We start from the raw sequence: 25,516 nt of genomic DNA on the forward strand, positions 1-25,516 counted from the left end.
TTTTCGCCGCGGTGCGGCCGCATGCATGATCGGAACCGTTTTATCTCCTGTTCCGTGAATGATCAGCGTCTGTATTGGCCGCTTCCATGGCGAAATCATCCCAGGTGTCTGAGGTCAGGGGCCAGCCATGAAGCAGGACGATCGGGCGACCCTGCCCCCAATCCTTCACGTAGAGTTCTGTTCCGGTCCGGGTCTTGATCATGGTCATCGGGGGATCCTTTCGCTGGATTGGCCCCGTTCAACGCAGTTTTCCGATCTGCGTTCCGTCCTGACCCTACCGAAGCCTATCGCGATTGAGCAGCGCCCATTGCAGCAGCATGATCGTCTTGCCGTCGAGGATCTCGCCACTCTCCACCATGGTCAAAGCTTGCGAGAGCGGAATTTCCAGGACCTCGATGTCCTCGTTCTCTTCCTCAAGACCGCCTCCTTCACTCACCCTGTCCTCCACATCAATAATGGCGGCGTAGAAGTGAATGAGTTCTGTCACGGCGCCGGGCGACATGAAACATTTGAACAGAAAGCGCACATCGCGCACCTGATATCCGGTTTCTTCAATCGCTTCGCGGCGTATCGCTTCTTCCGGGTGTTCACCATCCAGAAGACCGGCCGGAGTTTCGATCAGCAATCCGTCGGTCTCGTTCATATAGGCAGGCATCCGGAACTGGCGGACCAGAACCACCAGATCCCGCTTCGGATCATAGAGCAGGATCGTAGCACCATTGCCCCGATCATAGACTTCGCGGTGGAGCCTGCTCGTCTTGCCGTTGCGACCCGTATAGTCAAAGCTGACCTTGTGGAGAAAATACCAGTTATCGGAAAGCAGCTTCTTCTCGACGATGGTCACTTCGGGTTGCATTGGCTGCGTCATGCCGTTTCCTTCTTGAGCCATACCCGATTGTCATGAACGGCGGCACCGCCATAGGGTGCCACCGGGTCAGCCCCGGTCAGGACATTGATCCCCTCACCATCTATATGTGCACCATTCGGCCAGAGCCCCTCGGCAATCAGAACGCCGCGCCGGGCAGTCGCAACGATCTTGACGTGGATGCGCAGGTCACCTCGCCGGTTGCCGATGCGAACGATGCTGCCGTCTTCAAGATCATGGCTGGCGGCATCATCCGGGTGAACCATCACCTCTGGACGCCCCTCTTTGTCGCGGGAGGTTTTTGTCTCCGCAAACGTGGAGTTCAGGAAGTTGCGCGCAGGCGACGTGGCCAGCCGGAAGGGATGCTCATCATCGGTCAGTTCGATGACATTGACCTGATCGGGGAATGTCGGAAGCTCCGCGTGGGGCCCGAGCGGACCGATACTGGCTGGCGTCTTGTTGGGGGATGGACCGTTTGCCCAATCCGGCTTGAAGCGGAACTTCCCATCCGGATAGCCAAAGCCGTTGAGATAGTGAGACTCCTCGAAGCCCGGCTGACAATCGATCCATTTGTCGACCAGCAGCTGCTCGTAACCCGGATAGCCGTTCGGCAGCAGCATGCGATCGATATGTTCGCATTCGCTCAAACCGAAGCCCTGATAGTGATCCACGCCAAGGCGCTTGGCGAGTTCCTCAATGACGAAGAGATTGGTGCGCACGGTGGCCGGTGGCTCCACCAGTTTCGGACCGAGCAGGATGTGGTTCTGACCGCCAGCGCGGTACAGATCATCATGTTCAACGAACATCGTCGCAGGCAAGACGATATCGGCTACCTGCGCGGTGTCTGTCATGAAATGCTCATGGACGGCGACAAACAGGTCATCGCGCAGGAAACCCTGCCGCACCAGCCGCTGCTCCGGCGCGATATTCATCGGATTTGTGTTCTGGATGAGAAGTGCCGTCACCGGTCCACGATGGCGCAGCGCCACCGGATCACCCGTCAGAACGCGACCGATCTGTGACTGGTCCAGCATGCGAATATCGGGGTCGACATAGGCTGTGCCCATCAGTTCGCGCTTGTCGAGCCGGAAGAGTTCTCCATTGTTGTGAAAGGCGCCGCCACCCTCGTACTGCCAGGAGCCGAGCACGGTGGCGATCGAAAGCGCCGCGTGCATCGACACGGTTCCGTTGCGCTGGCGCGTAAAGCCATAGCCCAGGCGGAAGAAGGTTTTCTTCGTCGTGCCGACGAGACGCGCGAAAGCCTCGATCTCTTCGACCGAGAGCCCGGTAATGGCAGACGCCCATTCTGGCGTCTTCGCCTGAAGATGCGCTTCCAATCCTGCGGGATCGTCGGCAAATTTCGCCATGTAGTCACGGTCGGCGTAACCATCCCGGAAAGCGATGTGCATGACGGCGCAGGCAAGTGCTGCATCCGTACCCGGCTTCAGGATGATCTTCACATCCGCCCGCTTCATCGTCGGGCTGTCGTAGATGTCGATAACGACGATCTTGGCGCCGCGCTCCTTGCGCGCCTTGACCGCATGGGTCATGACGTTGACTTGGGTCGCCACCGGGTTTGTCCCCCAGATCACCACGCAATCGGATTTCGCCATCTCGCGCGGATCGGGTCCACGCAAAGCGCCTGTTCCCAGCACATAGCCTGTCCAGGCCATATTCGTGCAGATGGAGCCAAAGAAGCCCGAATAACGCTTGGCGTGGCGAAGACGTTCGATGGAATCGCGCTGCACCTGCCCCATGGTTCCGGCATAGAAATAAGGCCAGATCGCCTCGCTGCCGTGCTGGGCTTCGGCTTTCACGAAGGCTTCGGCAATCTCGTCCAGCGCGGCGTCCCAGGAAATCTCCTGCCAACTGCTGTCACCCTTTGCTCCCTTTCGCCTTTTCGGCGTCATGAGGCGGTCGGGGTGATAGAGCCGTTCCGCATAGCGAGCGACCTTGGCGCAGATGACGCCTGCCGTGTAGCTATTGGCGTTGGCACCGCGCACGCGTCCGATCCGGCCATCATCGGTCAGATCAACGTCCAGCGCGCAGGCCGAGGGACAGTCATGCGGACAGACAGTGTGTCCGGTGGAATTTTTGAGTGTGATCGGGGTCGCAACGTTCATGTCTTTCCTATAGGACATGCGAAGGCTCGCAGAAAGCGGCATTTGCGTTGCATCAAATCTATTGAAATCATCCAGCAGGGTTTGGAATGAACTACCGGCACATTTACCATGCAGGCAATTTTGCCGATGTTCTCAAGCATGCTGTCCTGGCTCTTTTGATCCGGCACATGCAGAAGAAGGACAAGGCTTTTCGTGTGCTGGATACCCATGCCGGTATTGGGCTCTACGACCTTTCTTCGGAAGAAGCGCAGAAGACGGGCGAGTGGCGGGATGGTATCGGCCGCCTGCTGGACGCCGATCGGGACAGTCAGGTCGCAAGCCTTCTGCAGCCCTATCTCGACGCGGTTCGTGCTGAAAATCCCAAAGGTGGCCTCACTTACTATCCCGGCTCTCCCCGTCTGGCGCGCAACCTGTTTCGTCCACAGGACCGGCTTGCGGCGATGGAACTGCATCCGGATGATTATCGCCGTCTGGCACGTCTTTTCGAAGGTGACTTCCAGGTCCGTGTGACCGAGCTGGATGGCTGGCTGTCGCTTGGCGCCCACCTCCCGCCGAAAGAAAAGCGTGGCATCGTTCTCGTCGATCCGCCTTTCGAGATCGAAGGAGAATACGAACGGCTGGTTCAGGGCTTGGCAACAGCCTATCGCCGATTTTCCGGTGGCACCTACTGCCTTTGGTATCCGCTGAAAAAAGGCGCGCCGATCCGGCGTTTCCATGAGGAATTGCAGGCGCTCGACATTCCCAAGATGCTTTGCGCAGAGCTTTCAGTGAAGAGTGACCGTGATGGCACCGGCCTGTCTGGCTCGGGCCTCATCATCGTCAATCCACCCTTCACGCTGAAAGATGACCTTCATCGGCTTCTTCCTCCCCTGAAGGATCTGCTTGCCCAGGATCGCTTTGCATCTGCGCGCGCATTCTGGTTGCGTGGAGAAGAACGGATAGACACTTAGTCGTTGGTCGCGATGGAACGGTGCTTGACCCGGCACGCACGCCGGGACATTTTCTCCGTGCATCGGAGATTTGATTCATGTTCCGTTCTATTTTTCCAAAACTGATTGCCCTCACTACCCTTGTTGCGAGTCCATTCGCCACCGCAGCGCCAACGCGTGCGGAGGACAAAGCCGGGGCCTTCGATTTCTACGTTCTCGCCCTGTCCTGGTCGCCCACCTTCTGCTCAGGCGAGCGGGGACAGAAGAGCCCGCAGCAATGCGGCGCCGACAAGAAATTCTCCTTTATCGTCCATGGGCTTTGGCCGCAGAATGAAAGCGGCTACCCCCAATCCTGCGCCAGTTCAGAACCGCGAACGGTGCCAGATGCCGTTGGGCGCCCCTATTTCGACATCATGCCGTCCATGGGCCTCATCGGGCACCAATGGCGCAAGCATGGAACCTGCACGGGCCTTTCCCAGAAGGATTATCTGGAGAAAATCCGCAGCGCTTACAACAAGATCAAGCTGCCGCAGGATCTGACCGCTCTCAAGACCGCCGGGACTTTCTCGGCCGAGGTGATCGAGCAGAAATTCACCGAGATCAATCCTGGCCTCACCGCGGACTCCATCGCCGTCAATTGTGAGGCCTCCAAGTTTGAGGAGGTGCGGATCTGCATGACCAAGGATCTGGGCTTCCGCCCCTGCACGCAGGTTGACCGGGGTGGCTGCAAGATCAAACGCATCACCGTGCCGCCGGCACAGTAAAATGTAAGGAAATGCCATGAAACTGCTTGTGTCCCCAGCTTCCCCATACTCCGCGAAGTGCCGCATGGCGGCGCGCCATCTTGCACTTGGGGTCGAAGAAGTTCGTGTCGACACCAATGCCGAACCGCCGGAACTCATCGATAACAATCCGCTGGGCAAGATTCCGGTCCTTTTGCGCGATGGCCAAAAGCCTGTCTACGATTCGGTTGCCATCATGCAGTTCTTCAACCGTCAGTCCGGCGGCAAGCTTTATCCGGCAGAGGCGCAAGCCCGAACTGACGCGGAAGTACTGGAAGCACTGGCGGATGGTATTACGGATTGCCTGCTCGCCATCATCTACGAACGTCGGTTCCGGCCCGAGGATAAGGTCGAGCAGTCGTGGATCGACAAGCAGTGGAGCAAGGTGACACGCGGTCTGGATTATCTCGAGGCCAACCTTCCTGTCGTCGGCGACACCCTGCACGGCGGTCACTTCGCCCTTGCTGCACTGATCGGCTATCTTGATCTGCGCTTTGCTGGCAAATGGGCGGATGGCAGGCCGAAGCTTGCTGCGTGGCCAGACCAGTTTTCGAAGCTGTTCCCCGAATTTGCGACTGTGAAGCCTGCAGCCTGATCACCAGCATAAAAAAAGCGGCCGAAGGTTCCCTCCGACCGCTTCTTGATCCAGAATACGCGGATCAGAACTTGACGCCGATACCAACCTTGACCGAGTGGTCGTCGAAGCCGCGCGAGAAGTTCGTGCCGCCGAGGTTGTAATCCTTGTCCTGATAGTCCGTGTAACGATACTCAACGCGAGCGGTGATGTTGTTCGTTACCATGGTTTCAACGCCGGCGCCGACCGTGTAGCCGAGAGCCGTGTTGCTGTCGGTACCGCGAGCGTTGGAAACTTCATGGTCAGCAGCGGCCAGACCAGCCGTACCGTAGATCATGAAGGGGTTCAGGTCGTAGCCAACGCGGGCACGAACAGAGCCGTTCAGCTTTTCCTTGCCAACGGTGCCATTGCCTGCAGCGCCCTTCTGACCGTTGTAGCCGAGGTCTGCTTCAGCACCGTAAACGATCTGGCCGCTCTGCCAGTTGTAACCACCGAATACGCCGCCGCCTGCGCCGTCAGCGTCGGTGTGGCTCGAGCCACCCTTGAACTTGCCCATGTCGTACGAGCCGTAACCACCAAGGTAGAAACCGGACCAGTTGCTGACAGGTGCTGCAGTTTCAACGGCGGCAGGTGCTTCCGGAACCTGGGTGACAGCATCAGCCGCATGGGCCGAAACAGCGATGAGACCAGCGGCAGATGCCATGAGGGTCGCGATAAGAGTACGCATACTTAATTCTCCTTTTCATTGCCGTGAGGGAGAAGCTGCCTTTGTTTCCAGCAGGCTTTTGGTTTCCCGTCGCGTTGACAGTGAAATTGGTGGAGAAATGAGGAATTGAAAGTACCGAAATGTGAATTGATTGTGGCAGAGCGATGGCTGAATCTGGATGTTGCTTCAAGGCAACATGCACTTTGTTAACCCTAACAAAGCGTATACGTTTGCTATTCATAAGGACTATTATTCACATCGACGTGAATACATCAATAGATTCATGTATAACAAAAACAGGCCTCTCGCCCGATCTATTGTTAAGCGCGAACCGTAAAGCTCAATCATGAAAAACTTTAGTGAAAACTCCCTCAAATGCGAGTGACAGCGTGAACAAAAGACAAACCATACTTGTGACAGGCGGCGCGAAGCGCATGGGCCGGGCAATTTGCGAAGATCTTGCCCGTCACGGACATGCCATTGCGATCCACGCGAACGCGTCGCTAGCCGAGGCGGAAGCTCTCGCCGCAAATCTTCGAGATGAGGGTTGTCAGGCTGTGGCCCTGCAGGCCGATCTGCTGGATGACCGGCAGACGGAAATGCTGATCTGCAGAGCGGCGGCGGAACTCGGGCCCCTCACCGGGCTGGTGAATAGCGCCTCGATCTTTCTCAAGGATGAGCCGGATCGCTTCGAGCCGGATGTCTTCGACAAGCATTTTGCCATTCATGTCCGGGCTCCGTCCATTCTTTCGGCTGGCCTGCTGGCACAACTGCCGGAGGGCGAGACCGGGCTCATCGTCAACATCATCGATCAACGCGTCTGGAAGCTGACGCCTCAGTTCTACTCCTATACTCTCTCCAAGGTCGCACTCTGGACCGCGACCCAGACCCTTGCACAAGCCTATGCGCCGCGCATCCGCGTGAACGGCATTGGCCCCGGCCCCTCCTTCAAAAGCGAGCGTCAGGCGGAAGAAGATTTCGCCAAGCAGATTGCCGGTCTGCCGTTGAAACAGGGGCCATCCCGGGATGAATTCGGCCGCACGATCCGTTTTCTTTTTGACACTCCGTCCATCACGGGCCAAATGATAGCCTTGGATGGTGGCCAGCATCTGGCCTGGGAAACGCCTGATGTGGCGGAGATCATTGAATGAATGGAACGAAACTGCCTGACGGCGGCGTTCTCTACGACGAATCAGATGACGATGAAGACGACGTAATCCAGCCGGAAGCGGAAGCGGCGTCATCGCTGTCTGGCGTCCAGTGGAACGAGGGCTGGAAGAACGAGTCGGGCCTGAAGGGCACCGATCTTATTGCCGAGTTCGTGAAGCATTTGCCGAACGCGCCAGGCGTTTATCGCATGTTCAACGAAGCAGGCGATGTGCTGTATGTGGGCAAGGCCCGCAGCCTGAAGAAGCGTGTCTCGAATTATGCGCAAGGTCGGGTTCATTCCAACCGTCTGTCGAAGATGGTGCGCGAAACCACGCAGATGGAATTCGTCACCACCCGCACGGAAACCGAAGCGCTGCTTCTGGAAGCGAACCTCATCAAGCGGCTGCGCCCCCGCTTCAACGTTCTGTTGCGCGACGACAAAAGCTTCCCATACATCATGATCACGGGCGATCATCGGGCACCGGCCATCTACAAGCATCGGGGTGCTCGGGCTCGCAAGGGCGATTACTTCGGACCCTTTGCCTCTGCGAGTGCGGTCGGTCGCACGATCAATTCCCTACAGCGCGCCTTCTTGCTGCGGACCTGCACCGACAGCGTCTTTGAAAGTCGCACCCGGCCCTGTCTGCTGTTTCAGATCAAGCGCTGTTCCGGCCCCTGCACGCATGAGATCAGCGATTCGGACTACGGGCTTCTGGTGCAGGAAGCGAAGGACTTCCTGTCCGGTAAGAGCCAGAGCGTAAAGGCGACCATCGCCAGCCAGATGGCGGAGGCCTCTGCCGATCTGGATTTCGAACGTGCCGCCGTCTATCGCGACCGGCTGGCGTCGCTCAGTCATGTCCAAGGCCATCAGGGCATCAATCCGGCCGGCGTTGAAGAGGCCGATGTCTTTGCGATCTATCACGAAGGCGGATTGACCTGCATTCAGGTCTTCTTCTTCCGGGCGGGCCAGAACTGGGGCAACCAGGCCTATTTCCCCAAGGCGGACCCGCAGCTCCAAGGCTCGGAAGTTCTGAATGCCTTTCTGGCGCAATTTTACGACGACAAGCCGGTGCCGCGTCAGATCCTTCTATCGGAAACGATCGAGGAACAGGCTCTGCTTGCGGACGCGCTGAGTGAAAAGGCCGGATACAAGGTCACTATCTCCGTGCCGCAGCGCGGCGAGAAAAAGGATCTCAGCGACCATGTGCTTGCCAATGCGCGCGAAGCCCATGGACGCCGTCTCGCAGAAACGGCATCGCAAGAGCGGCTGCTGAAGGGTTTCGCGGAAACCTTTGAACTGCCCTATGTGCCGCGCCGGATCGAGATCTACGATAACTCCCATATCATGGGCACGAATGCCGTGGGTGGCATGGTGGTTGCCGGACCGGAAGGCTTCGTGAAAGGCCAGTACCGCAAGTTCAACATCAAATCGACGGACATCACCCCCGGCGATGACTTCGGCATGATGCGCGAGGTGATGACGCGGCGCTTCTCACGTCTTCTGAAGGAGGAAGGCCTACCGGATCGCAGCGCTCTGCCTTCTCAGGAAGATGCTGTCGACGCGGGCTTTCCTGCCTGGCCGGATGTCATCCTCATCGACGGCGGCCATGGACAGATGTCTGCGGTGCGCAAGATTCTCGATGAGCTTGGTATAAGGCAGGTCGTCACGGCCATTGGCGTTGCCAAGGGTGTGGACCGCGATGCGGGGCGCGAGCGATTCTTTGCCGATGACCGCAGCGATTTTTCATTGCCGCCGCGGGATCCGGTGCTCTACTTCATCCAGCGACTTCGGGACGAGGCTCACCGTTTTGCAATCGGCTCCCACAGGGCGCGGCGCAAGAAAGAGATGGTGAAGAACCCGCTCGACGAGATTTCGGGCATCGGCCCTTCGCGAAAGCGGGCGCTTCTCCAGCATTTCGGAACCGCGAAAGCCGTCTCCCGGGCCGGAATAACCGATCTGATGACGGTGGAGGGAATTTCGGAGTCGGTGGCAAAGCAGATCTATAATCATTTCCACGAGAACAGATCGAATTGAACGGCAGAAGACAGATACGACACGAGAATTTTGAGTTGACGCTTCGAGCCCGAAGCATCACTTAAAGGCAATTGCAACTGACAGGTTGACCATGGCATCGCGCGCATTGAACATTCCCAATCTTCTGACCTATGCGCGTATCGTAGCCGTACCGGTCGTCGTGGCGTGCTTTTTTGTCGAGGGGCGCCTCGAAAGCTCCGATGTGGCACGCTGGACCGCGCTAGCAATCTTCGTTGTTGCTTCCATCACGGACTACCTCGACGGCTATCTGGCGCGCATCTGGAACCAGACATCGAATATCGGGCGCATGCTGGATCCGATTGCCGACAAACTTCTGGTTGCTTCCGTCCTGCTGCTGATGGCGGCGGATGGCACGATTGCGGGCTGGTCGCTCTGGGCGGCGATCACCATTCTCTGCCGCGAAATTCTGGTGTCGGGCCTGCGAGAGTATCTGGCCGCGTTGAAGGTCGCCGTGCCTGTGACGCGCATTGCCAAGTGGAAAACCACCTTGCAGATGGTCTCTATCGCCTTCCTGCTGGCAGGCGATGCCGGGGACAAGGTTCTGCCCTACACAACCGAAATCGGTCGTGCCTTCCTCTGGATCGCGGCCATTCTTACGATCTATACCGGCTATGATTATTTCCGTGCTGGCCTCAAGCATGTGGTGGATGAAGAATGAAGGTGAAGCTGGTCTATTTCGCCTGGGTCCGGGAGCGGATCGACAAGCCGGAAGAGGAAATCGACATTCCGGAAACAGTCGTGACCGGCCGGGATTTGCTGAATCACCTGAAGACCTTGGGCGAAGAATATGAAGCGGCACTTCAGTATCCGGAGGTGATCCGCCTCGCCATCAATCAGGAACATGTCGACCACGACGAACCGATTGCCGGCGCGCGCGAAATCGGCATATTCCCACCGATGACGGGTGGATAAGAAAATGGTGGCTCTGAAGCCCTTCATCCGCGTCCAGCGCGAAGATTTCGATCTGCAAACCGAGATCGCGATGTTGACAGAGGGGCGACAGGACATTGGCGCCGTCGTGACGTTCACCGGCCTCTGCCGCGATGAAGGCGGAAGTCTTAACGCTCTCGAACTTGAGCACTACCCCGGCATGGCGGAAGCGGAAATGGCCCGCATCGCCGAACTGGCAATCGCGCGCTTCTCCCTTCTCGGCCTCTCAGCCGTCCATCGCTACGGCAAGATTGCGCCTGGCGAGAATATCGTGCTGGTCATTGCCGCCGCATCTCATCGGCAGGCAGCCTTCGATGGTGCGAATTTCGTTATGGATTTTCTGAAGACTGCAGCTCCCTTCTGGAAGAAGGAGCACCTTGCGAATGGCTCCACGGGCAGTTGGGTCGCGGCAAAGGATGCCGATGACGCCGCGCGCGATAAGTGGCTCAAGCCATAGGCTTTTGCTGGCGCGTCATCACCAGCAGCAAAGCGAGCAGGGAAATCAGGGTCGCATCTCGCCAGACCATGGGTGCAAAAGCACTCCAGAAGGTCTCACCGAAGGCAAAGATAGCCGCACCCACAGCTGAACGCCACGGGTGAAGATGCCCGCCCGCCGCTGAAATCAGAACGATCTTCAATCCAAAAATCAATCCGGCACCAAAGCCCATCGTACCGTAGTGCATGGTGGCCAGGATGCCGCCCAGCCCCGCCAGTAGAGCGCTCAACACGTAGGTTTGCGTAAACATCGCGCGGGAATTCACGCCGCACAGTTCCGCCGCCAGCCTGTCCTCTGACACGGCCCTCCAATTGCGACCCCATCGTGACAGCGCCACAAATACGGCGGCCGATACGAGAAGGATCAGCAAGGCGCCGGTATTCACCAGCTGCAAAACGGTCAAAGTCACGGGCGACACGAGGTTCGGCAGGATTGCGATGCTTTGGTTGAGGAAAGGCGGCAGCCAGAGTTCCTGTGTTCCGGAGGCAAGCCGCGCGCCCTCCATCAACACCAACAAGAGCCCAAGCGACGCGACCGTGAAGGCATTTGGAGAAACTGCCGAGAGTGGCGCTGCGATCCGGTGACCTATGAGAACGCTCAGAGGCATGACGAGTGCAAGCGTAAGAACGGCTCCGGCGGCCAGCGAGGCGGCGAATGTCAGAAACAGGATGTTCCATCCGGCATGGGCCCCGAGCAGGAATGCATGACCGGAGAAGGCGAATAGCGCGCCGTAGGTTAAATCCGCCCGCTTGGTGAGAGTAAACGACAGGGCGTAACCAAATGCGAGGAGCGCATAGAGCGCGGACAGCGGCACCGCGTTTGCAAACTGTTGAAGTGCGTAGTCCATGCCCGTCCTCCAGGCGCAAAATATAACTGGTAAAATTGCTTTTACCAGTTATATTTCCGATATGAACTTTTCCTGGACCCCCCATCGTTTTGTCGGCGGCGCCTTGGCACTGGATGTTGCCAACAGTGTCATTCTGCGCATGGACACTGCACGCAGCATGGATCGCTTCGCTGTGCCAGAGCAGTTGGCGGGTTTTGCGAATGCTGCTTGTGTGCTTTCCGCAGAGCGAGACAGTTGGAAGCAGTTGCGACCGGTTCAATCCGGCAATGAGCAGACCTTTCTGACATTCCGCGAGGCAGTTGACCGCTATTTCCGCAGCCTCGCGACAGCGAATGATGAACAGCTTGTACTCGCCGATCTGCTGGATCAGGGCGCAAAGCTTTTGCGCAGCAATCCCACCGCCGGCTCGCTGGAAGCGGAAACGGTTCATTCAGCCCTGCGGCTCCTCAGCCTTCCTGACCCGCAACGTCTGAAGATCTGCGGTCACTGCGGCTGGCTTTTCCTCGACCGCAGCAAGAACAAGAGCCGCTTCTGGTGCGATATGGCCGTCTGCGGCAATCGTACGAAGGCCAGCCGCCACTATCGCCGCAAGAAGTCTGGAGATCCGGCATGATTAGGAAGGTCACCGCGTTCGCTTTTGCGCTCGCTCTCCTGACAGCTTGCCAGCGAGAAACGGAAAACAAGATTGCCGAGTTCAGCGGTCATATCTTCGTTTTCAACTACAGGCTTTCGAAGGCGAACTATGTCGTCACTCTTCGACCTCTGGAACAGCCCTTGAGGCCGGGAAGTGCAACCGCCTATTTCGACAACCCGCGCGGCGGCGATTACCTCGTAGCTCGCCAAACACTCTATCCGAACATGACGAAGATCGTTCTGGAGAGTCCCGACCTCCAATGCGTGAAGGAAGGCAAGACCTACCACATCAGGGTCGATATAGCCGGTTCAGATGACAAGGTTCGCCAGACATTGGAAGCCGATCTCGTCGCGACCATCGATCAGAGTGTTCTGCCAGCGCAGTCACTGGTGGTTGGACCGGCCTATGACCTCAATCCACAGGTGTTCAAACCAAACGATGCCATCGACCTGTCGCCTGTCCAGGGATGCCCGGCCTAGGGATTGGTGACCAGTTAACCTTGTCTCGTCATACGCTTCCCGGCACATCATCCAAGTAGATCAAAGGGAGCGATGCCACAATGATGAAAGGCGAACGGGCCGCCGCAGAACGGCTGAATGCGATGTTCGAGCCTCTGTGGTCCCTGTTCAAGAAATGTGGCAGCTTCCGCGTCATGTATGCGATCGGCTCGCTGCTCGGCCTGTTTGAGGCAGAGCCTCCACGCCCAGTCCTGCCCGTTCCCGCGAGCGCCAGACCTCGCATAGAGGCGGCGCTGGACGAGTTGGGCTAAATGGAAAAAACCGCCCGCGCTATTTCGCGGACGGCTTTGAAAAGCCGATATACGGCTAAGTAGCGATCAGCCGACGATTTCGGTTTCAGCGAACCAGTAAGCAATTTCCTGAGCGGCTGTTTCCGGAGCATCGGAGCCGTGAACCGAGTTCTCACCGATGGAGAGAGCAAAGGTCTTGCGGATGGTGCCTTCAGCAGCCTGAGCCGGGTTGGTTGCACCCATGATTTCGCGGTTCTTGAGGATCGCGTTTTCGCCTTCCAGAACCTGAACGACGGTCGGGCCTGAGGTCATGCCTTCAACGAGCTCGCCGAAGAAAGGACGTTCCTTGTGAACAGCGTAGAAGCCTTCAGCTTCACGCTTGCTCATCCAGACGCGCTTGGAAGCAATGACGCGAAGGCCATTTTCTTCGAAAACCTTGGTGATAGCGCCCGTCAGGTTACGCTTGGTTGCGTCCGGCTTGATCATGGAGAAGGTGCGTTCAATCGCCATTGCCTGAAATTCCTCAGTTGTAGGGATAAGTGGGCGGTGTTTAGCCGCCTCGAATCACGAAAACAAGGGGGTTTCGGCAATTTCACGCAGCCGTCATACGTCAGCTATGAGAAGTATCACCTTTAGGCGACCGCCCTGCCCTTTGCGCCATGCAGGTCAAGGCAGCGCTCGAACCACTCAGCGACCGAATGATCCTTCGAGATTGCAAGCGAGCCGGTCGTGATCCGCAACCACTGGAGCGCACCAAACAGGATATAGTCCGCAAACAGAGGCGTTTCTCCGCCGAGATACGGCTGGAACTTTAACATATGCCGCATCGGCTCCAGTTGCGCAGTGAGATCGGTTATCGCCTGCGGACGACCGGCCTCGAACTCCTCCAGCCTGCGCCCCAACCGCTCTTCGCGGCTGGTGCGGAAATAGGTCTGGTCTTTCTCGTCCAGCATGTCGTGGATATCCTTGATCGCAATGCGCGAAAGCACCGGATGGACCAGCATCTGCGAGTAACCTTCCGCAAAGCGTGCCAGTGCCTTGCCACCCTCGCCGCCAAACAGCGTCGGGCGGTTGGGATAGGTATCTTCAAGATAAACTGCAATATCGAAGCTGTCGCGGATCAGCAGATCACCGTCGCGCAGAACCGGTACGGTTTTGGAGAACCCGTTTTCGAGCTTGGGAACTTCAGTGAACGGCACCGGCCGCTCGACATAGTCAAGCCCCTTATGCTCCAGAGCCATGACGATCTTCCAGCAGTGCGGCGAGAAAGGCCTGTTCACATCGCGACCGCATAGCGAGTAGAGAATTCTGGTCATGGCATTGGTCCCCTCATCTGGTTGGTGCGACATTCAAGCGCCTGGCGCACCGTCCTGCAAATCATCATTTTTGATCGGTCTCATCTGCAAAGATAATCGAAGCCTCGACCAAACGTTCCTTCGCCTGCACCTGATCCACTCATTCTCTTGCCAACCCCTGATTCTTCGGCCAAAACCGCGGCCATGATTACGATTACCGATCTTTCCGCACGCGTCGCAGGCCGCCTTCTTCTCGATCACGCCAGCGTCAGCCTTCCCACCGGCACGAAAGCCGGCCTTGTTGGGCGCAATGGAGCGGGCAAGTCCACGCTGTTTCGCGTCATCACCGGCGAGATGGCCTCCGAAAGCGGCTCTGTATCGCTGCCCAAAAATGCGCGGATCGGTCAGGTAGCACAGGAAGCTCCCGGCACCGAGGATCCGTTGATCGAAATCGTTCTTGCGGCCGACAAGGAACGGACGGCTCTTCTGAAGGAGGCGGAAGCCGCGACGGACCCGAACCGCATCGCTGAAATCCAGATGCGTCTGGTCGATATCGATGCGCATTCCGCGGAGGCCCGCGCGGCCAGCATTCTGGCGGGTCTCGGTTTCGACGCTGAAGCACAGGCGCGTCCCGCCTCATCATTTTCCGGCGGATGGCGCATGCGCGTGGCGCTGGCAGCGGTGCTCTTCTCGCAGCCGGATCTCTTGCTGCTGGACGAGCCCACGAACTATCTCGATCTGGAAGGCACGCTCTGGCTTGAGGATTACGTACGGCGCTATCCGCATACGGTCGTCATCATCAGCCACGACCGCGATCTGCTGAACAACGCCGTGAACGCAATTGTCCACCTCGACCAGAAGAAGTTGACCTTCTATCGAGGCGGCTACGACAGCTTCGAGCGACAGAAAGCGGAAAACGACGAACTACAGATGAAGGCCAAGGCGAAAAATGACGCCGCCCGCAAGCATCTGCAAAGCTTCATCGACCGTTTCCGGGCCAAGGCGACGAAGGCGCGTCAGGCCCAGAGCCGCATCAAGGCGCTGGAGCGTATGGGCACTGTCGCTGCAGTGATCGAGGATCATGTCCAGCCGATCACGTTTCCGGAGCCTGAGAAGCAACCGTCTTCGCCCATTGTCGCGATCGACAAGGGCGTCGTGGGTTATGAGCCAGACAAGCCGATTCTGAAGGGCATCAATCTGCGCATCGACAATGATGATCGCATTGCGCTTCTCGGGTCGAACGGTAACGGCAAGTCCACTTTCGCGAAGTTCATTTCCGGAAGGCTGGAAGCGCAATCCGGTAACCTGCGGGTCGCCCCGAACCTGAAGATCGGGTTCTTTGCGCAGCACCAGTTGGACGATCTGATACCGGAACAATCGCCTGCCGATCATGTACGAAGGCTGATGCCGGATCAGCCCGAAGCGAAGGTTCGCGCGCGTGTGGCCCAGATGGGTTTGGCAACAGAGAAGATGGATACTGCCGCCAAAGATCTATCTGGCGGAGAAAAGGCTCGCCTGCTCATGGGGCTTGCAGCGTTTCACGCTCCTAACCTTCTCATTCTCGACGAGCCGACGAACCATCTGGACATCGATAGCCGCAGAGCGCTCATCGAAGCGCTGAATGATTACAACGGCGCCGTCATACTCATCTCACACGATCGCCATCTGATCGAGGCCACGGTGGATCGTCTGTGGCTCGTGAACGATGGAACGGTGGCGCCCTTCGACGGTGATCTGGAAGACTATCGCTCCATCGTCGTTGCTTCATCGCGCAAGAAGGACGACAAATCTTCACCAGGCGTTGAAGATAACGTCTCCAAGTCGGACCAACGCAAAGCAAACGCTGAAAAGCGCGCATCTCTCGCTCCGCTCAAGAAGCGGATCAACGAGGCAGAAGCATTGACAGCGAAGCTTGAAAAGCTGATCCAGGCGTTGGACGTCGAACTAGCCGATCCGAAGCTTTACGAGAAGTCCCCCGCCAAGGCAGCGGAGAAAGCGAAACAGCGCAGTGATGCAGCCGCGAAACTCGCTGAAACAGAAGAACTCTGGCTTGAGCTTTCATCTCAGTATGAAGATGCCCTATCTTCATAACGACAGGATGAACCATCAAATATGACTATGGATCTGCTTTTTTCCTTAGATTAGGGCATAGTCTCGTTCCCGAAGACTACGATAGCGTTTCATCAGTAAGTAGAAATCCTATTGCAGCTTTAGGAATATCTTAAATCTTGAGACACATCATGGTTTAGAACGCTGCGCAGAATGCACGGAAAGGTGTCACCTACGTGCAAGCTGCGCCTCATGTGCCCTGACGGGCATTTCGATGAAAATAGATCATAATCGCGCGCTTTTCGCTGCGTGACTCTTTATCGTGCCTTGCACAGCACCGCGCGATGCGTCTGTGCGTCTTGCGTCGAGCGGATGATCGCTCGCCTGGTTGTTTTTCGCGTCATCTCCATGATGGAGCCAAACGCTTTCCCTGATTGAACTGGACACATACATGCTTCGGACAATCTCGCTGAAAACGTCGTTGACCTCTGCTTTTGCGCTGCTTCTTTGCCTGCTGCTTCTGCAAGGCGGCTTTGCACTATCGACCATGCGAAACATCTTCGGCAATGTTGATGGGCTTGCCCATGATGCGGTTCCAAGCGTCGACATTACGAACAGGTTGAACATCTCCATCGCCAATCTGCGCGGCCTGCAGACACGTCATATCCTGACTACCGATCCGCAGGCGATGAAAGACGCCGACGAGGCTTTGGCGAAGGAAGTGAAGAAGCTGAAGGACCGAATGGCGACCTATGCGCCGATGATTTCGCTCGATGTCGAGCGCAAAGCTTTCGCCGGCTTCACCGCTGCTGCAGACGAGTATCTCAAGCTTAACGACAGGCTCGTCAGCCTCTCGCGCGCTGGCGACAAGCAAGCCGCCGCATCGCTGCTGACGGGTGACATGGTCAAGAGCTACGAGTTGATGGACAATTATGCCGACGTGTTTCGTGATGCCAATGTTGACGAAGCAAAGCGGATGTATGCGGAAAGTGCCACTCAGTTTAACAATTCCCTTATCTCGAACGGGCTCGTCCTGCTGATCGGCGTGATTGCAGGTATCGGAGCGACCATTTTCGTATCGCGGGAAGTATCCCGCCCCATCGACCGGATCACGAAGCTGATGCGCAAGCTTGCCAACGCGGAGTTCAAGGTCGAAATCCCCTATCTGGACCGACAGAACGAGATCGGCGATATGGCAAAGGCTGTCCAGGTGTTCAAGGAGAATGGCATCCGGGTTCAGCAGAACGTCGAGCAGGAAGCCGCTTTCGGCGAAAAATGCGACGAACTTCGCCAGGATATTGGCCATATGGTTCAGGCGGCAATCGAGGGTGACTTCTCTCGCCGGATGACGATCACTTATCACTTCGACGAACTCAACGCGTTTGCCTCTGGAATGAACGAATTGGTGGGCAATATTGAAGCAGGTCTTTCGGAAACGCGCCGAGTGATGAGCGCGCTTGCAAGCGGGGACCTGACCGAAAGCATGCAGGGCAAGTTCAGCGGCGCCTTCTTCGAACTGCAGCAGAACGTGAATTCCACGATGGATACGTTGCGAGCAATCGTATCCGAAGTGCATCATTCCATCGATCAGATTAACTCCGGATCAGGTGAATTGCGCTACGCCTCCGACGATCTGGCAAAGCGCACGGAACAGCAGGCCGCAGCCCTTGAAGAAACTTCGTCGGCGCTGGAAGTCATCACGTCGGCTCTTCGTCAGTCGACGCAGCGTGCTGGTGATGCCGCCAAGAAAGTCGATCACGCTCGCGTCAGCACGGAGAATTCGAGCGTCGTCGTGGGTGATGCCATTGCCGCGATGGAGCGAATCGAGGCCGCTTCCGGGCAGATCGGACAGATCATCAACGTTATCGATGAGATCGCATTCCAGACCAATCTCCTCGCTCTAAACGCTGGGGTCGAGGCGGCACGCGCGGGCGAAGCGGGCAAGGGCTTTGCTGTCGTTGCGCAGGAAGTGCGCGAACTTGCCCAGCGTTCCGCCAATGCGGCCAAGGATATCAAGGCGCTCATCACCAAATCGGGCGAAGAAGTGGGCGCCGGGGTTCGGCTCGTTACGGCAACGGGTCAGGCTCTTTCCGAAATCCGAACGCATGTGGAAAGTATCAACGAAGAAGTTCACTCCATCGCCAGCTCTTCCAACGAGCAATCGAGCAGCCTGATGGAGATCAACCAGGCTCTCGGCCAGATGGACCAGGTAACCCAGCGCAATGCGGCGATGGTAGAGGAAACAACCGCCAGCACCAACAAGCTTGCGGACGATGCCTTCCACCTCTCCAATCTGATTGCCCGGTTCAAACTGGAGCGATCTGCCAATATCTCTCAGACGGGCTTTGCGAATAGCAATGGCCGCCCCGGCAGCGTTCCGAGAATTGCTGCTGGCAGAGGCTGATTTCAGAATCACCAACCGCCCGGGCGCATTTCGGCGTCCGGTTGGCATTTTGACGGAACATCAATTCGCAACGGGATTCACTTTGTCTTGCGATGCTCTATGGTCCTGCCTGTGATTTGCAGGAGTTGACCATGGAAAAGCCCGTCGCAGAGGATCTCTTTCTGGAGCAGGACAAGGATCCTGAAACCGTTGCCTTCGTGGAGGCCCGCAATACTGCCTCAGCCAGCGTACTGACAACGCCGCACATGGAAGAGACCGCCAAGACAATCCAGGCTTTGATGGAGCGCGAAGACCGACTCATCATCCCAAGCCGGCGCGGCAATTGGTATTTCGATTTTCACCGCACTGCTACCAATCCGCTCGGTCTGTGGCGTCGCCTGCCCGCGGATCTGGAGCCATCGCCGGACGCGCCTTGGGAAACCGTATTCGATGTCGACGCCTTCTGCGAGCGCGAAGGCAAGCGCTGGATTTTCGGCGGTGCAATCACTTGCCCTCTCCGGCCGACACGAGTTCTCCTTCGCCTTTCCGACGGCGGTTCCGACCTTTCGAGGCTGCTGGAATTCGATACGGAAACCAGAGCCATCGTCGAAGGCGGCTTCGACACGCCAGTCGTTCGCTCCCATGCCAGTTGGCTGAATGCCGACGAAATCTGCTATTTCGGCTCGATTGACGAAGACTCGGCCACGCAATCCGGATGGCCGCGCGTTGGACGCAGACTGACCCGCGGAACCAGGGCCGAAGACGCAGCACCGCTCTATGCGGGCGAGAAGGCTGACGTCAGCGCTTATGCTTTTGTGCTGCATCCGGAATTCAACATGACCGGCCAGTCCGAGACCCGTTCGATCAATGTCTTTGTCGCGAACCATCAGATCGGTAAATCCAGCGTTCACGTCGGCCCCTCTCCTGCCGACCTGAAACGTCTGCCTCTGCCGGTTGACATGGATTTCGACATCACTCGCAGTTTCGTGGTCTGGCTTGCGAAAAGCGATGAGCAACTGGCGACCGGAACTTTGGCGCTGCAGAAGCTCACGCCTTTCTCGAGCGAGCCCCTGGATCAGAACCGGCGTATTCTGTTCGAACCCAAGCCAGGCAGTGCGATCAGCCAGTTTGCACTGCTGCGGGACTGGGTGGTCTATATTGTCGAGGACCGGCTCCAGCCGTCTCTATTCTTGCTCGACCTGACTGATGAGAATGCACAGCCGATTAAGGTCGATCTGCCGGATGGATTTGAATCCGTATCCTTCTCCTCGCAATATTCCGACCTTCATCTGGGAACGGACCGGTTATGGGTCACCGGGCGTGGCTTTTTGACTCCACCAGCCTGCTTTGAACTGAATCTTTCGGATCGCTCAACACTGCCTATCCTGAAGAATGGCCGCTCGGCTCCAGCCTATTTTGATGCGGAGGGCATGCAGTCTCTCCTTCTGGAAGCGACTTCCGAAGATGGCACGCAGGTTCCCTATCATCTGGTCTTGCCGAAAACGTGGGAAGACGGCGAGCTTCCGGTGCTCATTTACGGGTATGGCGGGTTCAGCGTACCTCTTTCCGCCGGCTACTCCGGCGTGACCGGTGGTTGGCTTAAACAGGGCGGTGCCTATGTGCAGGCCTATATCCGTGGCGGAAGCGAGCTCGGCCCGGACTGGCACACCGTTGCCAAGCGCGAGGGCAGACACAAGGCCTTCGAGGACTTTGTGGCCATCGCGCGAGATCTCGTAAAGCGCGGTTACTCCAAGCCTGCGCGCATTGCCTGCACCGGCGGCAGCAATGGCGGCCTGCTGACGGGTGTCATGTTGACGCGCTATCCTGATGATTTCGGCGCTGTGTGGTGCCGTGTTCCGGTCCTCGACATGATGCGCTTTCACGAGTTCCCGGCAGGACGGGCATGGATGGATGAATATGGCGATCCTGACAAGCCGGAGGATAGAGCCTTTCTGCTCGACTATTCTCCGCTCCAGAACGTGCAGCCTGCTGCCGTCAAACGCTATCCGCCGATCTATATCGAAAGCTCGAGCAATGACGACCGCGTGCACCCTTCCCATGCTCGACGCTTTGCAAAGCGTCTGGAAGAGGCCGGACATCAGCCTCTGTTCCATGAATATGGTTCAGGCGGGCACGGTGGCGCCGGAAATTCCGCCGAGATGGCTCGACGTACCGCCATGGGCTACAGCTTTCTCCGCCAGACCATCATGAAGCCGTGACGTGATCTTTTGCTGCGGCGCATAAACGCGTCATTAACCATGTTGAGTGAAAGTGGCGAAGCATATCAGTGCCTTGCTCCTTTCATCTCAAAGTTGGTCTCATGTCCGCCCGCGTCCTTTGCGCCATAGCTTCTCTCGCCTGCCTGCTCTCTTCCTGCGCCGGACGCCCCGTATCGGAAGGTGGTACGCTGGTCTCCTCCTTCGCTGCGGCACCTGCCATAGATGCGCCGGTAAAAAAGGGACCGCAGGATCCGGTCGCTCTGACACCGGTTGCGTGGGGCCGTATCAACAATCCCGCAGGACTTTCCGGACGAACCATTGAGGTCGCCTCCATCGCCGATCTCAAGCTTCGCGACAAGGAAGTGGTGCTGACCTTCGACGACGGCCCGATGCCGAAGAAAACCGAGCGGATTCTCGCGACGCTCGACGAATTCGGCGTCAAGGGAACGTTCCTGATGGTGGGCGAAATGGCAAAAGCGCACCCGGATATCGCGAAGTTGGTGGTGCGGTCCGGCCATACGATCGGTAGCCACACCTACCGCCATCCAAACCTGAGATCGCTCTCCTTCGATGCGGCGGTCGAGGAAATCGAAAAGGGCAAGTTGGCCGTCAGTCGCGCGACGAATGAAGAAGTCGGGTTCTTCCGCTTCCCTTATCTCGCGGACAGTTCCCGCTTGCGCAGCTGGGTTGCGGCCAATGGCATGGTGGTTCTGGATGTTCAAATCGATTCGAAGGATTACTTCAGCGATTCACCGGCCGCCGTCGCAACGCGGACCATGAATGCCTTGCGCAATCACGGCCGCGGAATCATCCTGCTGCATGACATTCATCATCGCACTGCGGCGATGCTTCCGGCTCTGCTGACGCAGCTGAAGGCTGAAGGATACAAGGTCGTCAACCTTCAGCATTCCCACAAACCGTCGCTGCTGATGGCGTCTCTCGCGAACTGAGTTTTGAACAGTTAAACAAGAAAAGGCGGCCCGAAGACCGCCTTTCTTAGGAAAAATCAATCCGGCATCAGCCCTTGAAACCGCCATGAAAGGCAATCTGGCGAACCGGATGACGCGGGCTTGGCACTTCACGCGCCTGCAATGCTTCGGGCAGCAGAGACGCATCGCCCTGCTTGCCGATAGCGACCGATGCGTGCAGCACATGATTTTCGGGCAGATTGACAGCCTTTGCCATCGCGTCCTTATCGAAGCCAGCCATGGCATGCGCTGCAAAACCGGAGATATGCGCCTGCAGCGCGAGATAGCCCCAGGCGGCGCCGGCATCAAACGTGTGCGTGCCGTTATCGACAGCCTCAGTCTTGCCCGGAGGCACCATTTTGGTTTCGCTGGCAACAATCACCAAAGCAGATGCCGTCTTTGCCCAGGTCTGGTTGAACGGCAGCAATGCGCCGAGAATTGCATCCCAGGCAGCATCGCCGCGCAGGGTGTAGATGAAACGCCAAGGCTGCGCGTTGAAGGCAGATGGCGCCCAGCGTGCTGCTTCTAGAATGGTCAGAAGCTCATTTTCGCTGATCGTTTCCTCCGTGAATGCACGGGGCGACCAGCGAGATGGAAAAATGTCTGAAACAGGATGATCGGCCTTGCGGGTATTTATTGTCATTAAGCGGCTCCAGCTCAAGCGCGTCGCGATCTTTCAGATTCGCTTCCGACGCTTTATCTTTTTTGTTTTTTCGCATGTCGTTATCGCAAAACCGCTGCACACTTTTGCGCTCCATGCTCTAGGGGTACCAAAAACTCCCGCCTATCAGCTAGCAATACCTTTCGCACCGCACAAGCGAGGGAGAGTTGCTTTCCGGACGAATTAACTCATGCTTTTTTGACCCAACGGCCTTCAGGAGATTGCTGCCAATAGGTCAGAGCATGGCCTTGAGCCTTCAGGCTCTTCCACTGCTCTCGCGCCCCCTCCAGTTGAGCATTGTCATAGCCGTCAAACATGAAGACCACGCGCTCATAGGGCGCAAGTTCAGGAGGCTGCGCTCCATCCACGATGAAGCGCACGCTTGCGGCGTTGGCGTTCGCCGAACTCTCGGTCAGCAGAACAGGCTGATCGCGCTCAAACGCATCCCCATCCGCGCCATGGGGCAGGAAACTGTCCTCTCGAAACGTCCAGAGGTGCTGATCCAGCATGTCCAAACGATCCCTGCCGACCGTCTGGACGATGACACGCCATCCCCGCTCCACGCTTTTTTCCAAGAGGGCCGGAAGGGCATCCTCCAGCTTGGATTCGGTCAGATGATAGAAAAGCACCTCTGTCATGCGATAGGTCAGCCTTCGTAACGATCCCGGATCAACTGATCGAGCAGGCGGACGCCATAACCGGAACCCCAGGACTGATTGATCTCGGTCGAGGGAGATGCCATGGCCGTGCCCGCGACATCAAGATGCGCCCAAGGAGTTTCTCCAACGAAGCGTTTTAGGAACTGCGCGGCAGTGATGGAGCCACCATAGCGGCCGCCGGTGTTTTTCATGTCGGCAAACTTGGAGTCTATCAGCTTGTCATATTCCTTTCCAAGCGGCATGCGCCATAGCTTCTCGCCGGTCTTTTCTCCAGCGGCAAGGAGCCCCTCGGACAAAGGATCGTCATTGGAAAACAGACCCGCGTGGAGATTGCCGAGTGCCACAACTATAGCGCCGGTCAGGGTCGCAAGGTTCACCATGAATCTCGGCTTGAAGCGGTCGTTGCAGTACCAAAGAGCATCTGCAAGAACGAGGCGCCCCTCGGCATCGGTATTGATGATTTCGACGGTCTGGCCCGACATGGATTTGACAATGTCGCCGGGGCGCTGTGCCTTGCCATCGGGCATATTCTCCACCAGACCCAGAATACCGACCGCATTCACCTTCGCCTTGCGGGCCGCAAGCGTATGCATCAAACCGATGACAGCCGCCGCGCCGCCCATATCGCCCTTCATGTCTTCCATGTTTGCAGCTGGCTTGATGGAAATGCCGCCCGTATCGAAGACCACTCCCTTGCCAACAAAGGCCAGCGGCTTGTCTGAGGCCTTGCCGCCCTTCCACTGCATGACCGCCAGTCGCGGCGGCCGCTCCGAGCCCTGGGCCACGCCCAGCAGCGCACCCATTCCGAGCGCCCTCATCTCGGTTTCAGTCAGAATTTCGACCTCGACATCAAGTGTGACCAGTGCTTTGGCATGATCTGCGAACTCTATGGGACCAAGGACATTCGGCGGAAGGTTGACGAGTTCGCGGGCGAGATTGACGCCTCCCGCCACGGCTTGCACGTCGCCAAGTAAAGCGGCGGCTTCATCCGACACTGCGCTGATGATGGTGACGGAGACGGTCTTCACGTCGCCTTCTTCATCATCACCCTTCTTGGTCTTGAACCGGTCGAAGGAATAGGCGCGAAGCAGCATCCCAAGCGCAACGTCCGCGACCTGACGGGGCGTCGGAACCGTGGCCGGCGCATCGAGATAGACCGCGACTGTCTCGGCTTTCTTGATGAGACTCGCCGCCTTGCCTCCTGCACGCAGCCAATCGTGGTCGCTCAGAGCTTGCGTCTTGCCAAGGCCAATCACAGAGACGCGATCGAAGGGTGATTGATGCGGAGCAATCAAATCCAGCACCGTCATCGATTTTCCATGAAACTTCGCTACACCCGAAGCTCTTTCGAGGACACCTGCAGGATCGGCCTCCCCCGCGCCTGAAGGCCGTTTTTCGTCAGAGACCTGAAAGAGAATTGCAAGATCGGCACGCTCCGTACCGGAGGCAAAGCGAATATCGAGTTTGGAAGACATGTCTTCTCCGTGGGACACAAAAAGGCAGGATTGATTTGACAGGCATCTGGTGTGCAGACGCGCGACGACAAGCCCTGAATCGTTCAGGTATAGTTTACCGCACCGCGCTACCCCTTGCTAGAAGACAGTTCTCGTGGCTATTGTCTGCCGCGATCGGGGCCGGGAAATAGAGCGTGGCGTATATTCTACAATCTAACTCTCTGTCATCTAAGGATGCCTTCGTCGGTTTGCTTCGTCGGCCCACTGCTTGGTTCGTATCGTTGTTCACGCTTTGGTGGATATTGCTCGGCGTGTTCTACGCGTTCCCTGACATCGACATCTGGACGGCCCAGGCGTTCTTTCGTGAGAGCGGGTGTGCACTTGGAAGTGCAGATTTAAGGATATGCGGCTACTTTCCGGCGGCTCGAGAGCCGGTCCTGATTTTTGTCCGGAAATTCTACTTCTACATCCCGATTGCTGCAGGCATAGTGATCATATTGCTGATGATCCGCAATTTTCAGCATCACGGATCTACCTATGACTCGGCGAGAACCAAACGCTATTCGGTTGCGCTTCTGTCTTCGATCCTAGGTCCTTACCTGTTGGTCAACCTGATCTTAAAAACCATTTCGGGTCGGCCTCGCCCCTACGAAACAGATCTGTTTGGCGGCACCCATGCCTTCGCTTCAGCCGGGACGTTGGATGGATCTTGCCTGTCGAACTGCTCCTTCATTTCGGGGGAAGCGGCGGGCGCGGGCTGGCTTGCCTGTCTCGTAGTACTGCTGCCTCCTCGCTTACGCATTTTCCTGGCACCGCCCATCCTGATGCTTTGCCTTGTCTCGCCCTACTTGAGGGTCGCCTTTGGCGGACACTATCTATCGGATGTCACCCTGGGCTTCCTTTCCTCCTGCGTAGTCTATGCCGCGGTTGCGGTGTATTATGAGACACAGGAAGAAAAAAATCGGTGGTCGAAAACGGCTTTGTGAGTA

General features: G+C 57.3%; 26 protein-coding genes. 16 read left to right on the forward strand and 10 right to left on the reverse strand.

Annotated features, from left to right (window positions below):
* Positions 1-40: 40 nt before the first annotated feature.
* From MUU53_RS09370 to MUU53_RS09380, 3 genes are all read right to left on the reverse strand, one after another.
* Positions 41-208 carry an alpha/beta fold hydrolase gene (locus tag MUU53_RS09370; RefSeq protein ID WP_247260663.1) on the reverse strand — a complete coding sequence of 56 codons (168 nt, stop codon included), beginning with the start codon at positions 206-208 and terminating at the stop codon, positions 41-43.
* Between the two features lie 66 nt (positions 209-274).
* On the reverse strand, positions 275-868 hold the full coding sequence (locus MUU53_RS09375) for an NUDIX domain-containing protein (protein WP_247260664.1): 594 nt from the start codon (positions 866-868) through the stop codon (positions 275-277).
* A complete protein-coding gene (locus MUU53_RS09380) occupies positions 865-2,988 on the reverse strand; it encodes a molybdopterin-containing oxidoreductase family protein (RefSeq protein WP_247260665.1) in 2,124 nt (707 codons plus the stop codon). The genes MUU53_RS09375 and MUU53_RS09380 overlap by 4 nt, the downstream gene beginning before the upstream one ends.
* Positions 2,989-3,074: 86 nt before the next feature.
* Here MUU53_RS09380 and MUU53_RS09385 point away from each other — a divergent pair, with 86 nt between their 5' ends.
* The 3 genes from MUU53_RS09385 (at position 3,075) to MUU53_RS09395 (ending at position 5,294) form a co-directional block, all read left to right on the forward strand.
* Positions 3,075-3,938 (forward strand): 23S rRNA (adenine(2030)-N(6))-methyltransferase RlmJ, encoded by an 864-nt coding sequence (locus MUU53_RS09385; RefSeq protein ID WP_247260666.1) that lies wholly within the window; start codon positions 3,075-3,077, stop codon positions 3,936-3,938.
* Between the two features lie 77 nt (positions 3,939-4,015).
* Positions 4,016-4,681, forward strand: coding sequence for a ribonuclease T2 family protein (locus MUU53_RS09390; protein ID WP_247260667.1), 666 nt, complete (start codon positions 4,016-4,018; stop codon positions 4,679-4,681).
* Between the two features lie 16 nt (positions 4,682-4,697).
* Entirely contained in the window at positions 4,698-5,294 is a 597-nt protein-coding gene (locus tag MUU53_RS09395) for a glutathione S-transferase family protein (RefSeq protein ID WP_247260668.1), read from the forward strand.
* A gap of 64 nt (positions 5,295-5,358) precedes the next feature.
* Here MUU53_RS09395 and MUU53_RS09400 read toward each other — a convergent pair whose 3' ends face one another.
* Positions 5,359-6,000, reverse strand: a complete 642-nt coding sequence (locus tag MUU53_RS09400) for an outer membrane protein (RefSeq protein ID WP_247260669.1) — start codon at positions 5,998-6,000, stop codon at positions 5,359-5,361.
* A gap of 368 nt (positions 6,001-6,368) precedes the next feature.
* Between MUU53_RS09400 and MUU53_RS09405 the strand changes: the two genes are divergently transcribed.
* The 5 genes from MUU53_RS09405 to MUU53_RS09425 all read left to right on the forward strand — a co-directional run bounded on the left by MUU53_RS09405 (position 6,369) and on the right by MUU53_RS09425 (position 10,571).
* A complete protein-coding gene (locus MUU53_RS09405) occupies positions 6,369-7,130 on the forward strand; it encodes an SDR family oxidoreductase (RefSeq protein WP_343229108.1) in 762 nt (253 codons plus the stop codon).
* Positions 7,127-9,163, forward strand: a complete 2,037-nt coding sequence (gene uvrC, locus MUU53_RS09410) for an excinuclease ABC subunit UvrC (protein WP_247260670.1) — start codon at positions 7,127-7,129, stop codon at positions 9,161-9,163. The genes MUU53_RS09405 and uvrC overlap by 4 nt, the downstream gene beginning before the upstream one ends.
* Before the next feature lie 91 nt (positions 9,164-9,254).
* Positions 9,255-9,842 (forward strand): CDP-diacylglycerol--glycerol-3-phosphate 3-phosphatidyltransferase, encoded by a 588-nt coding sequence (gene pgsA / locus MUU53_RS09415; RefSeq protein WP_247260671.1) that lies wholly within the window; start codon positions 9,255-9,257, stop codon positions 9,840-9,842.
* Positions 9,839-10,096: a molybdopterin converting factor subunit 1 gene (moaD, locus tag MUU53_RS09420; protein WP_247260672.1), complete on the forward strand. Its 258-nt coding sequence runs from the start codon at positions 9,839-9,841 to the stop codon at positions 10,094-10,096. Before pgsA ends, moaD begins: the two co-directional genes overlap by 4 nt.
* Before the next feature lie 4 nt (positions 10,097-10,100).
* Positions 10,101-10,571 carry a molybdenum cofactor biosynthesis protein MoaE gene (locus MUU53_RS09425; protein WP_281435058.1) on the forward strand — a complete coding sequence of 157 codons (471 nt, stop codon included), beginning with the start codon at positions 10,101-10,103 and terminating at the stop codon, positions 10,569-10,571.
* Here MUU53_RS09425 and MUU53_RS09430 read toward each other — a convergent pair.
* Complete coding sequence (locus tag MUU53_RS09430; RefSeq protein ID WP_247260673.1) at positions 10,561-11,457, reverse strand: branched-chain amino acid ABC transporter permease; 897 nt, start codon at positions 11,455-11,457, stop codon at positions 10,561-10,563. The two genes, MUU53_RS09425 and MUU53_RS09430, sit on opposite strands and share 11 nt — an antisense overlap.
* Before the next feature lie 61 nt (positions 11,458-11,518).
* Here MUU53_RS09430 and MUU53_RS09435 point away from each other — a divergent pair, with 61 nt between their 5' ends.
* The 3 genes from MUU53_RS09435 (at position 11,519) to MUU53_RS09445 (ending at position 12,860) form a co-directional block, all read left to right on the forward strand.
* Positions 11,519-12,070: a CGNR zinc finger domain-containing protein gene (locus MUU53_RS09435; protein ID WP_247260674.1), complete on the forward strand. Its 552-nt coding sequence runs from the start codon at positions 11,519-11,521 to the stop codon at positions 12,068-12,070.
* Positions 12,067-12,570 carry a hypothetical protein gene (locus MUU53_RS09440; RefSeq protein WP_247260675.1) on the forward strand — a complete coding sequence of 168 codons (504 nt, stop codon included), beginning with the start codon at positions 12,067-12,069 and terminating at the stop codon, positions 12,568-12,570. Before MUU53_RS09435 ends, MUU53_RS09440 begins: the two co-directional genes overlap by 4 nt.
* Positions 12,571-12,650: 80 nt before the next feature.
* Entirely contained in the window at positions 12,651-12,860 is a 210-nt protein-coding gene (locus MUU53_RS09445) for a hypothetical protein (protein ID WP_247260676.1), read from the forward strand.
* Between the two features lie 66 nt (positions 12,861-12,926).
* On the opposite strand, the gene ndk is transcribed toward MUU53_RS09445, so the two are convergent.
* Positions 12,927-13,349, reverse strand: coding sequence for a nucleoside-diphosphate kinase (ndk, locus tag MUU53_RS09450; protein ID WP_062552712.1), 423 nt, complete (start codon positions 13,347-13,349; stop codon positions 12,927-12,929).
* A 122-nt stretch (positions 13,350-13,471) separates the two neighbouring features.
* Positions 13,472-14,155, reverse strand: coding sequence for a glutathione S-transferase family protein (locus tag MUU53_RS09455; protein ID WP_247260677.1), 684 nt, complete (start codon positions 14,153-14,155; stop codon positions 13,472-13,474).
* Positions 14,156-14,338: 183 nt separating this feature from the next.
* Between MUU53_RS09455 and MUU53_RS09460 the strand changes: the two genes are divergently transcribed.
* The 4 genes from MUU53_RS09460 (at position 14,339) to MUU53_RS09475 (ending at position 21,735) form a co-directional block, all read left to right on the forward strand.
* Positions 14,339-16,225 (forward strand): ABC-F family ATP-binding cassette domain-containing protein, encoded by a 1,887-nt coding sequence (locus MUU53_RS09460; RefSeq protein ID WP_247260678.1) that lies wholly within the window; start codon positions 14,339-14,341, stop codon positions 16,223-16,225.
* 409 nt (positions 16,226-16,634) lie between these two features.
* Positions 16,635-18,587, forward strand: coding sequence for a HAMP domain-containing methyl-accepting chemotaxis protein (locus tag MUU53_RS09465; RefSeq protein ID WP_247260679.1), 1,953 nt, complete (start codon positions 16,635-16,637; stop codon positions 18,585-18,587).
* A gap of 131 nt (positions 18,588-18,718) precedes the next feature.
* A complete protein-coding gene (locus MUU53_RS09470) occupies positions 18,719-20,785 on the forward strand; it encodes a prolyl oligopeptidase family serine peptidase (protein ID WP_247260680.1) in 2,067 nt (688 codons plus the stop codon).
* A 101-nt stretch (positions 20,786-20,886) separates the two neighbouring features.
* Positions 20,887-21,735 carry a polysaccharide deacetylase family protein gene (locus tag MUU53_RS09475; protein ID WP_247260681.1) on the forward strand — a complete coding sequence of 283 codons (849 nt, stop codon included), beginning with the start codon at positions 20,887-20,889 and terminating at the stop codon, positions 21,733-21,735.
* Positions 21,736-21,802: 67 nt separating this feature from the next.
* Here MUU53_RS09475 and MUU53_RS09480 read toward each other — a convergent pair whose 3' ends face one another.
* The 3 genes from MUU53_RS09480 to MUU53_RS09490 form a co-directional block, all read right to left on the reverse strand.
* Complete coding sequence (locus tag MUU53_RS09480) at positions 21,803-22,396, reverse strand: nitroreductase family protein (RefSeq protein ID WP_247260682.1); 594 nt, start codon at positions 22,394-22,396, stop codon at positions 21,803-21,805.
* Between the two features lie 206 nt (positions 22,397-22,602).
* Entirely contained in the window at positions 22,603-23,052 is a 450-nt protein-coding gene (locus MUU53_RS09485; protein WP_247260683.1) for a DNA polymerase III subunit chi, read from the reverse strand.
* 8 nt (positions 23,053-23,060) lie between these two features.
* Complete coding sequence (locus MUU53_RS09490; protein WP_247260684.1) at positions 23,061-24,548, reverse strand: leucyl aminopeptidase; 1,488 nt, start codon at positions 24,546-24,548, stop codon at positions 23,061-23,063.
* 173 nt (positions 24,549-24,721) lie between these two features.
* Between MUU53_RS09490 and MUU53_RS09495 the strand changes: the two genes are divergently transcribed.
* Positions 24,722-25,513, forward strand: a complete 792-nt coding sequence (locus MUU53_RS09495) for a phosphatase PAP2 family protein (RefSeq protein WP_247260685.1) — start codon at positions 24,722-24,724, stop codon at positions 25,511-25,513.
* Positions 25,514-25,516: the final 3 nt, after the last annotated feature.

This window comes from Affinirhizobium lemnae, assembly GCF_022968395.1.
Classification (GTDB): domain Bacteria; phylum Pseudomonadota; class Alphaproteobacteria; order Rhizobiales; family Rhizobiaceae; genus Neorhizobium; species Neorhizobium lemnae.

What these genes read in the sequence shown, in the direction of transcription:
- MUU53_RS09380 (WP_247260665.1), bottom strand. Translation starts at nt 2,988, where the DNA reads ATGAACGTTGCGACCCCGATCACACTCAAAAATTCCACCGGACACACT.
- MUU53_RS09480 (WP_247260682.1), bottom strand. Translation starts at nt 22,396, where the DNA reads ATGACAATAAATACCCGCAAGGCCGATCATCCTGTTTCAGACATTTTT.
- MUU53_RS09430 (WP_247260673.1), bottom strand. Translation starts at nt 11,457, where the DNA reads ATGGACTACGCACTTCAACAGTTTGCAAACGCGGTGCCGCTGTCCGCG.
- MUU53_RS09375 (WP_247260664.1), bottom strand. Translation starts at nt 868, where the DNA reads ATGACGCAGCCAATGCAACCCGAAGTGACCATCGTCGAGAAGAAGCTG.
- MUU53_RS09390 (WP_247260667.1), top strand. Translation starts at nt 4,016, where the DNA reads ATGTTCCGTTCTATTTTTCCAAAACTGATTGCCCTCACTACCCTTGTT.
- MUU53_RS09445 (WP_247260676.1), top strand. Translation starts at nt 12,651, where the DNA reads ATGATGAAAGGCGAACGGGCCGCCGCAGAACGGCTGAATGCGATGTTC.
- MUU53_RS09470 (WP_247260680.1), top strand. Translation starts at nt 18,719, where the DNA reads ATGGAAAAGCCCGTCGCAGAGGATCTCTTTCTGGAGCAGGACAAGGAT.
- MUU53_RS09395 (WP_247260668.1), top strand. Translation starts at nt 4,698, where the DNA reads ATGAAACTGCTTGTGTCCCCAGCTTCCCCATACTCCGCGAAGTGCCGC.
- MUU53_RS09475 (WP_247260681.1), top strand. Translation starts at nt 20,887, where the DNA reads ATGTCCGCCCGCGTCCTTTGCGCCATAGCTTCTCTCGCCTGCCTGCTC.
- moaD (WP_247260672.1), top strand. Translation starts at nt 9,839, where the DNA reads ATGAAGGTGAAGCTGGTCTATTTCGCCTGGGTCCGGGAGCGGATCGAC.
- ndk (WP_062552712.1), bottom strand. Translation starts at nt 13,349, where the DNA reads ATGGCGATTGAACGCACCTTCTCCATGATCAAGCCGGACGCAACCAAG.
- MUU53_RS09465 (WP_247260679.1), top strand. Translation starts at nt 16,635, where the DNA reads ATGCTTCGGACAATCTCGCTGAAAACGTCGTTGACCTCTGCTTTTGCG.
- MUU53_RS09400 (WP_247260669.1), bottom strand. Translation starts at nt 6,000, where the DNA reads ATGCGTACTCTTATCGCGACCCTCATGGCATCTGCCGCTGGTCTCATC.
- MUU53_RS09455 (WP_247260677.1), bottom strand. Translation starts at nt 14,155, where the DNA reads ATGACCAGAATTCTCTACTCGCTATGCGGTCGCGATGTGAACAGGCCT.
- MUU53_RS09425 (WP_281435058.1), top strand. Translation starts at nt 10,101, where the DNA reads ATGGTGGCTCTGAAGCCCTTCATCCGCGTCCAGCGCGAAGATTTCGAT.
- MUU53_RS09460 (WP_247260678.1), top strand. Translation starts at nt 14,339, where the DNA reads ATGATTACGATTACCGATCTTTCCGCACGCGTCGCAGGCCGCCTTCTT.
- pgsA (WP_247260671.1), top strand. Translation starts at nt 9,255, where the DNA reads ATGGCATCGCGCGCATTGAACATTCCCAATCTTCTGACCTATGCGCGT.
- uvrC (WP_247260670.1), top strand. Translation starts at nt 7,127, where the DNA reads ATGAATGGAACGAAACTGCCTGACGGCGGCGTTCTCTACGACGAATCA.
- MUU53_RS09490 (WP_247260684.1), bottom strand. Translation starts at nt 24,548, where the DNA reads ATGTCTTCCAAACTCGATATTCGCTTTGCCTCCGGTACGGAGCGTGCC.
- MUU53_RS09440 (WP_247260675.1), top strand. Translation starts at nt 12,067, where the DNA reads ATGATTAGGAAGGTCACCGCGTTCGCTTTTGCGCTCGCTCTCCTGACA.
- MUU53_RS09485 (WP_247260683.1), bottom strand. Translation starts at nt 23,052, where the DNA reads ATGACAGAGGTGCTTTTCTATCATCTGACCGAATCCAAGCTGGAGGAT.
- MUU53_RS09385 (WP_247260666.1), top strand. Translation starts at nt 3,075, where the DNA reads ATGAACTACCGGCACATTTACCATGCAGGCAATTTTGCCGATGTTCTC.
- MUU53_RS09370 (WP_247260663.1), bottom strand. Translation starts at nt 208, where the DNA reads ATGACCATGATCAAGACCCGGACCGGAACAGAACTCTACGTGAAGGAT.
- MUU53_RS09435 (WP_247260674.1), top strand. Translation starts at nt 11,519, where the DNA reads ATGAACTTTTCCTGGACCCCCCATCGTTTTGTCGGCGGCGCCTTGGCA.